The sequence below is a fragment of the Atopobium fossor DSM 15642 genome (genome assembly GCF_000483125.1).
GTDB lineage: Bacteria > Actinomycetota > Coriobacteriia > Coriobacteriales > Atopobiaceae > Atopobium > Atopobium fossor.
This window is the reverse complement of record NZ_KI519553.1, coordinates 743,542-756,394: the sequence shown is the minus strand read 5'-3', so window position 1 is coordinate 756,394 and position 12,853 is coordinate 743,542. Positions and strand designations below refer to the sequence as shown.

Below are 12,853 nucleotides of genomic sequence, written 5' to 3'. Positions count from 1 at the left end.
AGGAGAACGGTCATGGCAGACCAGGCACAGCCTAAGAAGAAGAGGGAGATGCTTACATCCTTCTCCATCATCTTCATCATCCTTGCTGCAGTATGTCTTATTACTATTGCAGTGGCAGCAGGCGGCACCACAGAAGTCACCGGCGCTACGCTCGGCGACTTTATGATGGCTCCTGCTAAGGGTTTTGCAGACGCTATTGACGTTTGCTTGTTTGTAATGGTTCTTGGTGGATTCCTTGGAATTGTAAACAAGACCAATGCTCTTAATGACGGTATTGCAGTACTTGTTCGTAAGATGGGCGGCAATGAGCTTATGCTTATCCCCGTTCTTATGGGTCTGTTTGCCATTGGTGGTTCTACCTACGGTATGTGCGAAGAGACTGTAGGCTTCTATGCGCTGCTTTCCGCAACTATGATGGCTGCTGGTTTTGATACCTTGACTGGTGCCATGATGGTACTGCTTGGTGCTGGTGTCGGTTGCCTTGGTTCTACCGTTAATCCTTTTGCAACCGGCGTAGCAGCTGCTGCTCTTACCTCTGCAAATATTGAGGTTAATCAGACCATTGTTTTAGGTCTTGGTGCTGTTCTTGCCGTTGTTTCCTATATCATTGCTGTATTCTTTACCATTCAGTATGCAAAGCGTGTTAAGGCTGATCCTTCTCGTACTCTGCTTTCTGCTACTGAGGTTGCAAATGCAGAGGCTACCTATGGTGGTGCTTCTGAGGAGGCTAGTAAGGACGTTAAGCTTACTGGTAAGCAGAAGGCCGTTCTTGGTATCTTTGCAGCTGCTTTTGTAATCATGATCATCTCTTTTGTTCCTTGGGAGGATCTCAAGGTCAACGTATTTGTTTCTGACGCTGCTTCCCACGAAGAGGTTACCGATGTAACTTCTGAGGATATTGTCACCGCGTATGATGACGCTAAGCTTGGTGCTCTTGAGCTTTCTGGTGACGTAAAGGGTAAGCTCACTACCTCCGTTACCGACAATGCTGGTTGGTCTTCCTTCTTGACCGGTACCCCTCTTGGTCAGTGGTACTTCGCAGAGGCCACTACTTGGTTCTTGCTCCTTGCCATTGTTATTGGTGTTGTTGGTGGTCTTTCTGAGCACGAGATTGTTAACGAGTTCATGGCTGGTGCAGGCGACATGATGTCTGTAGTAATGATCATTGCTCTGTCTCGTGGCGTATCTGTAGTTATGAGTGCAACTGGTCTTTCTACCTATGTACTCAATGCAGCTGCAGGTGCTCTTGCTGGTACCTCCGGTGTTGTATTCTCCATCGGTAGCTACCTGCTATACTTCCTGCTGTCCTTCCTCATCCCTTCAACTTCTGGTATGGCAACCGTTTCCATGCCTATTATGGGACCTTTGGCTCAGGAACTCGGTTTCAACCCTGCAGTAATGATCATGATTTTCTCTGCAGCTTCCGGCGCTGTAAACCTGATTACTCCTACTAATGGTGCAATCATGGGTGGCTTGGCTCTGTCTCGTATTGAGTACGCAACTTGGGTTAAGTTTGCTATCAAGGTTGTTGGAACCATCGCTCTGGCTTCCATTGTTATTCTTACCATTGCAATGATGGCTCTCTAAGTCATTATTAAGCACTGAGTGATAAGCCGCCTCGCGTAAGTGGGGTGGCTTTTTATATGCATGTTTGGGTTCACGGACAAATATATACAGTAAACAAAAACGGATGAGATTTTCTCATCCGTTTTTACATTCATATAGAGTGATTTGCGTAAGAAACTTAGTAAATCATTCCCATTGCTTCACGAACTTCATCCAAAGTTTTCTCGGCAATAGCATTTGCCTGTTTGTTACCCTCATGCAAAACATCTTTGATATATGTGAGGTCTTGCTCGTAGGTACGGCGACGTTCACGTATGGGGGCAAAATAATTATTAACAGCATCGGTAACATAGCCCTTAAGTTGGCCTGAGCCGCCCATACCAATTTCTTCAGCAATTTCTTGCGGAGCACGTCCTGTGCAAATACTTGCGGTGGTGAGAAGTGCGCTTACGCCAGGACGATTTTCAGGATCAAAAGTAATGTTACGTTCAGAGTCAGTCTTGGACTTCTTGATAAGCTTGGCAGTTTCTTGTTCTGTCATGCATAAAGAGATGGCATTGCCATATGATTTAGACATCTTACGCCCATCAAGGCCAGGTAACAGTGGGGTAGAAGTAAGCAAGCCAGATACTTCGGGGAAAACTTTGCCATAGCGTTCGTTAAAGCGACGAGCAATTTTGCTGGTAATCTCTATGTGGGGTAGCTGATCGCGACCTACCGGCACAATATTACCCTTGCAGAACAAAATATCGCACGCCTGATGTACGGGGTAGGTAAGTAATAATCCTGTAAGCGCATGCCCAGAGGCAGCTTGCTCTGCCTTTACTGTGGGATTACGCTCCATTTCTGCTTCGGTTACCAAAGACAAAAAGGGAAGCATAAGCTGGTTGGCTGCTGGAATAGCGGAGTGAGTAAAAATCATAGTTTTGGCAGGATCAATACCACAGGCAAGATAGTCCATAACCATGTTGTAGACGTTGTCTTGGATTTGGTCTGTAGTATCGCGGTCTGTAATGACCTGGTAATCTGCAATGATAATGTTGGTATGCACACCAAGATTTTGTAAACGAACACGCTGTGCAATAGTGCCAAAGTAGTGTCCAAGATGCAGGCGACCCGTAGGACGATCACCTGTAAGCATGGTGTACGGTGCAACGTTACCAGACTCTATATCGTCGCGAATGGTGTTGCTACGTTTGAGTGCGACTTCATAGCTACCCTCGTTGGGCATAATAATCCTTTCACAGTTGGTATATCTTGTTTAGTGTAGAGCATCTGAGTACTCAAGATTGTTGTCAGTACAGTTTAGTTTAGGCAATTTATGTTAGTAAGTTTCAGGTCAGTGGATGAATTATGTGAGTCACATCAGAGCGTACACAACTTTTGGCGCATACTTTTTATGCAGAGCGTGTTCAAGTGTAATGTGTGCATCGAAGCACAATTTATTTACCTGCAGCTCTTTATAATTGTCCAGGTGAACACCTACCATATATTGTGGTTGTAAAGATTTCTAACAACAATATTTTGTGGTTTTAAGCAAAATTGTACTTAGTAGGAGCTCATAGATAGAGTAGGATAGATGGTGCCGACAAAAAGAAAGTATTGGTTGTTTCTATCGGTAGCCTAATCTACACAAAGAAGAAAGTTCCTGCCATGAAGATTATCAAGCGTAACGGCTCTGAGGTCATCTTTGACATCGATAAGATCTCTAATGCTATCAGCGCTGCCAACAATGAGGTTCCTTCCGATATGCGCCTGACGCAGCGTCAGATTACTTATGCTGCCGAGAATGTACGTGATCGCTGTGAGGATGCAGGACACACCGTTACGGTGGAAGAAATTCAAGATATGGTCGAGGACGAGATTATGGCCTTGGACCGTTTTGAGGTAGCTCGTAAGTACATCATTTATCGTTATGTTCAGAGTCTTAAGCGTCAAAAGAACACTACAGATGACAAGATTTTGTCGTTAATTGAGTGTAACAACGAGGATGTCAAGCAGGAAAACTCTAACAAAAACCCAACCGTTAACTCTGTACAGCGCGACTATATGGCCGGTGAGGTTTCCAAGGATCTTACCATGCGTATGCTACTGCCAGAAGATGTTGTAGCTGCTCATAATGAAGGCATCATTCATTTTCATGATGCAGATTATTATGCTCAGCATATGCACAACTGTGACCTGGTCAATTTGGAAGATATGCTCCAAAACGGTACGGTCATTTCTGGCACTATGATTGAGAAACCCCACAGTTTTTCAACTGCTTGTAACATTGCAACGCAGATTATTGCTCAGGTTGCCTCTAATCAATATGGCGGTCAATCTATTTCCTTGTCACACCTCGCTCCATTTGTAGATGTTTCTCGTAAGAAGATTCGCTCTCAGGCCATTGATGAACTCAACAGTCTTGGTGTAGAACCTGCTGCGGATAAGCTACAGGAAATTGTGGAGAAGCGCCTTCGCGATGAGATTCGTCGTGGTGTACAAACCATTCAGTACCAAGTTGTTACGCTCATGACTACCAATGGCCAGGCTCCATTTGTAACGGTATTTATGTACCTCAATGAGGTGGAGGACGAGCGCACCAAAAAAGATTTGGCTTTGATTATTGAAGAGACCTTGCGTCAGCGTTATGAGGGCGTTCGTAACGAGCAGGGTGTGTGGATTACCCCTGCATTCCCCAAGCTTATCTATGTGCTTGAGGAAGATAACATTGAACCTCATCAACCATACTTCTATCTCACACAACTTGCTGCTAAATGTACGGCAAAGCGCTTGGTTCCCGATTACATCTCCGAGAAGAAAATGAAGGAGTATAAGCTCTCTACAGGTGAGAAGGAAGGTGAAGGTGATACCTTTACCTGCATGGGTTGTCGCTCATTTTTGACGCCAGACCGCTCTGAAGGTGGTTTTAATAACATTGCTCGTGCTAAGAACTATGTTCCTGGAAAGCCCAAATATTATGGCCGTTTTAACCAAGGCGTTGTAACTATTAACTTGCCTGATGTAGCCTTGTCCTCTGGTGGAGACACAAAGCGGTTCTGGGAGATTTTTGACGAGCGTCTTGAGCTTTGTCATAGGGCCTTACGTTGTCGTCATGAGCGTCTTTTGGGCACACTTTCTGATGCTGCACCAATTTTGTGGCAGTATGGTGCTCTTGCACGCTTGGATAAGGGAGAACCTATTGACAAGCTGCTGTATGGCGGCTATTCTACCATCTCTTTGGGTTATGCAGGATTGTATGAGGCCACGCGTTTTATGACTGGTCATTCTCATACGGATCCTCAGGCCACACCATTTGCCCTTGCTATTATGCAGCATATGAATGATAAGTGTGCGCAGTGGAAGGATGCCGAGAATATAGATTACTCGCTATATGGTACGCCTTTAGAGTCAACAACTTACAAGTTTGCTAAGGCTCTACAGCGTCGCTTTGGTGTCATTCCTCACATTACAGATCATGGCTACATTACTAATAGCTACCACGTGCATGTTTCCGAGAATATTGATGCTTTCAAGAAGCTTGCTTTTGAAAGTCAGTTCCAACGACTATCTCCTGGTGGAGCTATCAGCTACGTTGAAGTTCCTAATATGCAGGATAACCTTGAGGCTGTTGTAAGTGTCATGCGTTTCATCTACGACAATATCATGTACGCTGAGCTCAATACCAAGAGTGATTATTGTCAGGTTTGTGGCTATGATGGCGAGATTAAGATTGTAGAAGATACAGACGGTAAGCTTATTTGGGAATGCCCGCACTGTGGCAATCGTGATCAGGATAAGTTGAATGTTGCTCGTCGTACCTGCGGTTACATTGGGACTCAGTTCTGGAATCAAGGTCGTACCGAAGAGATTAAGGACCGCGTCCTTCACCTCTAAGGATTATGAGTTGTAAAGACGATGCGGGCTGCGAATGTGGCCCGCATTTTTATTCTTACCTTTTGTTATAGGCAAAGGATTTCATTATGCATTACGCATCAATCAAATATTCAGACATCTCAAACGGTACCGGTGTGCGTACCTGTTTATTTGTATCTGGTTGTCGTAGGCACTGTAAAGAGTGTTTTAATGCTATGACATGGAACTTCAACTTTGGTGAGGAGTTCACAGATGAGATTGCAGACAATATTATAGAAAGTCTACGTCCGAGCTGGATTGAAGGTCTTACGGTGTTAGGTGGCGAGCCTATGGAACCAGAAAACCAGCGTGATTTGGTAGATTTTTTTGAGCGTGTTCGTCGTGAATTTCCTGATAAAAGTATTTGGTGCTACACCGGTGATACCTTAGAAGAAATTAGTGAAGGCGGTTTTCATCATACAGAGGTAACAGATCGCATTTTGGCATGTTTAGATGTACTAGTAGATGGTATGTTTATAAAAGAGTTGTATGACATCACATTACGCTTTAGGGGTTCGTCTAATCAGCGCTTAATTGATGTACCTCAAACCCTTGCGACTGGTGAAGTTGTGCTTTGGGAGGATGAAGAGGTTTATAGCACTCATACTATGGACTAGAACGTTGGATAAAGCGGCTGTTTAAGGAGCTGTTTACAGCGTTTCCAATCAGGATAAAACCTATCGAGAAGTGCATAAAACTGTGCACTATGGTTTGCTTCATACAGGTGGCAAAGTTCATGTATGGCAACATAGGTAAGACATTCTGGTGGATATGCCGCAAGATGCGTAGACAGCCAAATGCGCTTTTTATTGGGAATACATGATCCCCATCTACTACTCATATTGCGTACACGCCACTCTTTGGCTTGTACCTGACAAATATCTTGTGTGGTTGTAATAACTTTTGGTAAAGCAGTGAGTAATTGCTGTTTATAGAGTGATTCTAGCTCCTGTTTGTGCAGTTTTGTGCTGTGCTTCTCGCCCCAGAGGTATACCTGCTGGTTTGTTATTGGATACATACCTGTTTTAGCTAACATTGCATTTCTTTTAGCCATAATCCAAGTATGTTTTGACTGAATATATGATTCTACATACTTGGAGGATGTATACGCAGGAGCAGATACCACCACTGAGCCGTCAGACTTAACACGTAAGGTAATATTTTTAATGTACTTAAACTGTATAAGGACCACTATAGAGTTCAATTGGAAGGTATAGCTATACAGAACAGTTCTTGAGTTATAAAACTTTCTCATGGACGGGCGTACTTATCGGGCTAGGTATTGCGCCATAGACTGAATAGCCTTGCGATAGCCTTTAAGGCCAAGACCAGTAATTGTTTCAAAACAGGCCTGACGGATATAGGAAACCTGGCGAAAATCTTCGCGCTCATCTATAGCAGAAATGTGCACTTCTATACAGGGGATTTGTACAGCTTTAAGTGCATCAAGAAGTGCAATGGACGTATGAGTATAGGCACCAGGATTAAAAATAATGCCATCATAAATGCCATACGCATGCTGGATTTCGTCCACTAAGTCACCTTCATGATTAGACTGATAGCAGCTACATTCTTCAAAACCTAGCTTTCCAGCTTCATCTTGGCAAAGGCTGATTAAATCAGCATAGGTTTGAGCTCCATAGAGCTGTGGCTCACGAATGCCTAGCATGTTGATGTTAGGCCCATTAAGTACCAAAATCTTTTTGTTTGCAACGGGGCTTGTCTGAGCAGTATGCCTGCGTGCCGAGGGAAAAGATGACTTACGATGTGAGCTTGGTACAGAATCAAGAGCAGCAACCAGTGAAGTAATATCATCGTCTGGAGAACCAAGGGTAAAAGAAGACGCATGTGATGCTGCTGAAGCATCATGACCAGAACTAGTATGTGTATTTGTATGAATGTTTGTTTCGCCCATTAAAGCCTGTGCCTGTGCAGCGAAGGATTGTCTACGAGCAGGACTAATGTGAACGCGCATTGCACCGTGAGGTCGCTCGGGTGGAACTGCTTCATTGTTTTTTGAGCCAACAAGTAGTGAAAAATTTTGATAGACCTTCTCGACAACCGCAGGGCCAAATACAATTTCTATACCGTGTTCACCACGGGGAACAATGCCCAAGACACTGTCTAAGGCTGTGATTTCGCTTTCATTGACAAGCGCAACGTTTGTAAGACTTACGCGCAAACGTGTCATGCAAATGGTGCTGGTGAGTACGTTTTGTTTTCCACCAACATTGTCCAAAATATGCGATGCGACATTTGCGTAGTTCATAGCTATTCTCGGGGGAGCCCCGTTGCATCCTTACTCTTTAGTTGCGGTCTGTTAACTAATAAGTATTGCATGCTTATATTTTTTGAGGTCTAGCTCATCTATGAACTGTATTCAGCTATCCGTAAGCGGCACATGTGATGAGGATTTTATGGCGGCTTTCACATACTAGAGATTAAGCATCTCCATAACAGCTTCTGCGTCTGTTTGAGAGGAGCCAGTAGTGTGTAATACATGGTTTGACCAGCCATAATATAAATTCATACGCTGTTTTGCCAGCGCTTTAATTCCTTGTGCTTGGGATAGTGGTCTGCCTTCATCAGAAAGCTCATTGAGTGGCCGATCAACCATGACAACAACAGAGTTACGATGAAGTAAATCGTAGTTTTCTGAGCGGGTAACTATGCCGCCACCACAAGAAATAATCAGACCAGACTCATGGCTGTATTGAGCCAATGCTTGCGTTTCTTGCTGTCTAAATGCATCTTCACCATAGCGTTGAATGTATGTTGCTACGGGCATACCACAAGCAAGTGCTACTACATCATCAAGATCAACAAAAGGTCGCTGAAGCATGCGTGCAAGTCTTTTGCCAGTAGACGTTTTTCCTGATCCAGGCATACCGATAAAAGCAATATTGGAAATCTGCTTCTTGAGGTCCTTTTCAATCCTCTCGATAAGAGCTTCGGAGAGATTTTTGTGCTGCCATAATTTAGAAGACGCCCATGCTTGTGCTACGAGCATGCTGAGTCCTGTCTGTGCAGGAATAGTAAGCTTGCGTGCATATTGGCAAAGCTGTGTATTTTGAGGGTTGTACACAATGTCAAGAACGCCTTTGAGCTGTGGAAGCGTCTGTATAGTTTGAAAGCTCAAAGGTGAAGCATTGTCGTGAGGATACATGCCAACGGGCGTGGTATTTACTATAAGAACAGTATCTTGATGCTGTGGCAGAATATTGTTATAGTTTGTAGCCCCTGAACGAGAAACTACAACAGTGTGCGCTTGCATTTGGTTAAGCACATAACAAACAGCACGTGACGCTCCACCGTTTCCCAACACCAGCACTTTACTATGAGCACATACTTCTGTGGCGTTGGCGGCTTTGAGCTGGGTTTTGCAAAAGCGTTTTAGCATCCAAGAAAAACCCAACACATCGGTATTCTCGGCAAAAATACTACCATCAGGAAGACGTGTAAGCGTGTTTGCTGCACCGAGCACTTGGACAGCATTTGATCTTTTATCGGCCAGTTGAACAACATCCTTTTTATAAGGGATGGTTACGTTAAGGCCTTGCCAACCACAAGATGTAATAAAATCCTTTAGTTGGTTTGATTCAATCTCATAGAGAGCATACGGAGCACTACCAAGCTGTGTGTGGATTTGAGAAGACCAGCTGTGAGTAAGGTTGCGTCCAAGAAGGCCAAAAGGTGTGTGGGGCATCTGTAAAGCTGGTTGTCTAGGTTGTTGCAAGCCCATTACACTAGCTCCGAATAGCTACCTAAGTAACGGAATTCCTCGCATACATCACTGAGGGTGTTCATAAGTGTGGCAAATTGAGGGGCCGCAACAGGACATTCAATATCAAAGTAGAACATAAATTCAAAGTCACGATCTGGAATAGGACGACTTTCTAGCTTACAGATATTGATGTCAAGAGCAAAAAAGCGAGAAAGCACTTTATACAGTGTGCCCGGCTCATGTCCAACAACAAGCATAAGAGAACTGCGATCGGCGCCAGGATACACTTCAAGACCCTTACTAATGCAAGCAAAGCGCGTGTAGTTGTTTCCTTTGTCCTGCACGTTTTGGGCAAGGATGGACAAACCATATAACGCTGCACACCAACGGCTCGAAAGAGCAGCGCTGGTGGTGCCTTTGGATTGTGCAACAAGCTTTGCGGCTACAGCGGTATTCTCTACAACGTGGACAGTTATATTTTTATGGGCATCCAAAAACCCTGAAGACTGAGCAATAGCCTGAGGATGACTGTAAATGTCAGTAATATCTTCCATGCAGGTGCCAGGCTTTGTTAAAACGCAGTGGTCAACCTTGAGACGTAGTGTACGTGCAATATAAAAGTCATACTTCATCATAAGGTCGTAGACTTGCGTAACCGAACCCGCTGTAGAGTTTTCTAAAGGTATAACACCATAACGGCTAAAACCCTGCTCCACAGCGTTAAACACACCTTCAAATGTATTGAAGAATGAAATGGTGGGATGTCTAAATAATTTGTCTGTAGCCACTTGGGAATACGCGCCTTCAACACCTTGACAGGCAACATGGGCTGTTTGTGGGAATAGGTTGGGTGTGTTTGTCTGGGATGCCAAGATTTTATCGCCCAAAAGTATGTGACCATTTGAACTGTCCAACTGGGCATGCTCGGAAGCGCGAGCAGTTTCCATAAGAAGCGAGAAAAGTACCTGACTATAGCTTTTTAATGCATCGGGTACCTGAGAAGCAACATAGTCAAGCTTGGCACGCTCACGACCAGGATCCAACACAGGCATATGGTGTGCAGCCTTGTATTGAGAAACTTCAGAAACGCACTGCATACGCTGCATGAATAAATCAATAATGTGGTCGTCAATTTCGTCTATGCGTGCGCGGATGTTGGAAAGATCATTCATGCGATACCTTAGATTTGTTGTGCGGTAACGGACTTTACAACTGCGTCAAATGTGTGCTGTGATGGATATGACACAAGTTGATCGAGAAGGGCAATACCCATGATAGCTTCTGCAACGGGAACGGCACGAGGAGCAATGCAGGGATCGTGTCGGCCTTTTACAGCAAGTGTGGCGTTGGTCTTTTTTTGCATATCTACAGAGTCTTGTTCAAGACCAATGGAAGATGTGGGTTTAATAGCCATCCTAAAGAGAAGGGGAGCGCCTGTGGTAAGACCACCAAGATTCCCGCCAGCGCTATTAGTTGTTGGAATGATAGCGTCCTGGTGCATACGATAGCCATCATTATGTTTAGAACCACGCATGCGCGAAGCCTCAAAACCACGACCAAATTCCAGACCTTTTACACCACCAATACCAAAAACAATACGTGCAATAGCAGATTCAATGCCATCAAATAAAGGTCCACCTATGCCCGCAGGTAGTCCAGTCGCAACGCATTCAACAATGCCACCAACAGAATCATGGTCATGACGTGCCTGTGTAATAGCCTCTTGCATACGTACGCTAATGTCTTGGTTAAGTACGGGGAAGCTACGACCATCGTGAAGGGCATTCATTTGGTCGCGGAGTTTTTGCTGAAAACTTGAGTTATTGACATATGCAGCAAAGTTATCGTCCGCAATACCAGCTATTTCACAAAGATGAGCTGCAATTGTTATGTCCATTGATTCGAGCATTTGTATGGCAATACCGCCAGCAATACAAAGTGGTGCTGTAAGCCTACCCGAAAAATGTCCGCCACCTGCCACATCTTGAAAGCCAAGCCATTTTTGCTGTGCGGGAAAATCCGCGTGACCGGGGCGTGGTATACGTGTAAGTTCGTCATAATCTGCAGAGTGTGTATTGGTGTTATTAATAACTGCACAAAGAGGAGCTCCACAGGTATAGCCTTGTGGGTTAAGACCAGACACAAAGTGCACAGCGTCTGCTTCTTTTCGAGGGGTAGACCAAGCACTTTGGCCGGGAGCACGACGAGCCATGAAGCTGGTCAGTGTTTGTTGATCCACATAAAAGCCCGCAGGCAGTCCTTCTATGCACACGCCTATTGCATCTGAGTGGGATTGTCCAAAAATGTTAACCTGTACACTTGTACCAAACTGTGATGCCATGATTAGTCCTCTACATCCTCAAGCTTCTCAACAAGGCCTCCAAGTTGGGCATAATCTTCAAAGAAGTGTGGATAAGATTTATTGACACAGTGTGCTTTACGAATAATAACGTTGTTGGTGCAGCGTATTGCAGCAATAGCAGCCATCATGGCTATGCGGTGATCATTTGCAGCATCTACCACTCCACCGGTAAGTTGATCCACGCCTGTAATGATAAGACCGTCATCTTGAATACGGATGTTTGCGCCAAGGGCACAAAGACCATTACATACTGTTTGCAAGCGGTCAGATTCTTTAAGACGCAGGCGTCCAGCACCAGTGAGGTGTGTAGTTCCACGACCCAAAGCTGCAACAACAGCAAGGGGAGGGACTAAATCTGGAAAGTCTGCTACATCTAAGGTACAGCCATCAATATGATCTGCTAGTGCAACGGCAGATTTGCCTTTGCGAGAAATACGTGCACCAAAACGAGCAAGCGCAGCCATGATAGAGCGGTCGCCTTGACAGCTAGAAAGATTAAGTTGATTGACGCAGATTCCTGTACCACCTAGAGCTGCTGCACATAACCAAAAAGCAGAGTTTGACCAGTCGCCTTCTACAAAGGTTGTCTCGGGAGAACTATACTGCGCAGAGCCATCTACGGTATATATCGTAACTTTTTGGTCAAACTCTACTGTGCGTTCGGTAGATACGGGCACACCAAATTGCTGCATGGCATTAATAGTGAGCTGGATGTAAGGACGAGATTCTACAGGCTCAGTTACTACTACCTGCAAGGTTTCTGCCAAAAGAGGCGCTACCATAAGCAAGCCACTTACATATTGAGAAGAAATATTACCAGGCATTCTAAAAATACCTGCTCGCATTGAGCCAGAAACCATAAAGGGGACGGTGCCTTGAGGACTCATTTGAGCACCGGCGGCAATGAGTTGTTCATAAAGAGGTGTAAGTGGACGTTGAGGCAATTTTCCGCCCATAGAGATGGCTACATTGTTGCCGAGCGCACAAATGACGGGTAGTAAAAAACGTAGGGTAGAGCCAGATTCACGACAATCTAACTTGGTGCGAGGTCTCCAAAAATGACGGCCGCGCTGTTTAATAGGCACAACCCTGAAACCTGTTTGCGTGCGTGTAATACGAGCGCCAAGCTCACGAAGACATTCCACAGTTGCCATAATATCTGCGCTTGTGGTGTTGCACACTATATTGCAGGGTTTATTGGCGAGAGATGCACAAATAAGTAAACGATGAGCAACCGATTTGGAAGAAATGGCATCAACGGAACCGGTGAGCTCATGTGGCGTAATAAGAATGTCCATCATGCT

The 12,853-nt window shown here is 44.8% G+C and carries 10 protein-coding genes; 3 read left to right on the top strand and 7 right to left on the bottom strand.

Annotated features, from left to right (window positions below; translation table 11 throughout):
• Nucleotides 1-12 precede the first annotated feature (12 nt).
• Nucleotides 13-1,587 carry a YfcC family protein gene (locus G469_RS0106250; RefSeq protein WP_028264323.1) on the top strand — a complete coding sequence of 525 codons (1,575 nt, stop codon included), beginning with the start codon at nucleotides 13-15 and terminating at the stop codon, nucleotides 1,585-1,587.
• A gap of 157 nt (nucleotides 1,588-1,744) precedes the next feature.
• On the opposite strand, the gene trpS is transcribed toward G469_RS0106250, so the two are convergent.
• Nucleotides 1,745-2,797, bottom strand: coding sequence for a tryptophan--tRNA ligase (gene trpS, locus G469_RS0106245; protein ID WP_028264322.1), 1,053 nt, complete (start codon nucleotides 2,795-2,797; stop codon nucleotides 1,745-1,747).
• Nucleotides 2,798-3,219: 422 nt separating this feature from the next.
• Between trpS and nrdD the strand changes: the two genes are divergently transcribed.
• On the top strand, nucleotides 3,220-5,445 hold the full coding sequence (nrdD, locus tag G469_RS0106240; protein ID WP_028264321.1) for an anaerobic ribonucleoside-triphosphate reductase: 2,226 nt from the start codon (nucleotides 3,220-3,222) through the stop codon (nucleotides 5,443-5,445).
• Between the two features lie 86 nt (nucleotides 5,446-5,531).
• Nucleotides 5,532-6,080: an anaerobic ribonucleoside-triphosphate reductase activating protein gene (gene nrdG / locus G469_RS0106235; RefSeq protein WP_028264320.1), complete on the top strand. Its 549-nt coding sequence runs from the start codon at nucleotides 5,532-5,534 to the stop codon at nucleotides 6,078-6,080.
• Here the strand turns inward: nrdG and G469_RS0106230 are convergent.
• From G469_RS0106230 to aroA, 6 genes are all read right to left on the bottom strand, one after another.
• Nucleotides 6,077-6,718, bottom strand: coding sequence for a M48 family metallopeptidase (locus tag G469_RS0106230; protein WP_084522325.1), 642 nt, complete (start codon nucleotides 6,716-6,718; stop codon nucleotides 6,077-6,079). The two genes, nrdG and G469_RS0106230, sit on opposite strands and share 4 nt — an antisense overlap.
• A gap of 12 nt (nucleotides 6,719-6,730) precedes the next feature.
• A complete protein-coding gene (aroQ, locus tag G469_RS09065; protein ID WP_084522324.1) occupies nucleotides 6,731-7,732 on the bottom strand; it encodes a type II 3-dehydroquinate dehydratase in 1,002 nt (333 codons plus the stop codon).
• 165 nt (nucleotides 7,733-7,897) lie between these two features.
• The gene (locus G469_RS0106220; RefSeq protein WP_051353804.1) at nucleotides 7,898-9,205 is read right to left on the bottom strand and encodes a shikimate kinase; all 1,308 of its coding nucleotides are present in this window, start codon (nucleotides 9,203-9,205) and stop codon (nucleotides 7,898-7,900) included.
• Nucleotides 9,205-10,359: a bifunctional chorismate mutase/prephenate dehydratase gene (locus tag G469_RS0106215; protein WP_028264316.1), complete on the bottom strand. Its 1,155-nt coding sequence runs from the start codon at nucleotides 10,357-10,359 to the stop codon at nucleotides 9,205-9,207. Before G469_RS0106215 ends, G469_RS0106220 begins: the two co-directional genes overlap by 1 nt.
• Nucleotides 10,360-10,367: 8 nt before the next feature.
• On the bottom strand, nucleotides 10,368-11,528 hold the full coding sequence (gene aroC, locus G469_RS08585) for a chorismate synthase (RefSeq protein ID WP_051353803.1): 1,161 nt from the start codon (nucleotides 11,526-11,528) through the stop codon (nucleotides 10,368-10,370).
• Nucleotides 11,529-11,530: 2 nt separating this feature from the next.
• Entirely contained in the window at nucleotides 11,531-12,847 is a 1,317-nt protein-coding gene (gene aroA, locus G469_RS0106205; protein ID WP_028264315.1) for a 3-phosphoshikimate 1-carboxyvinyltransferase, read from the bottom strand.
• Nucleotides 12,848-12,853 lie beyond the last annotated feature (6 nt).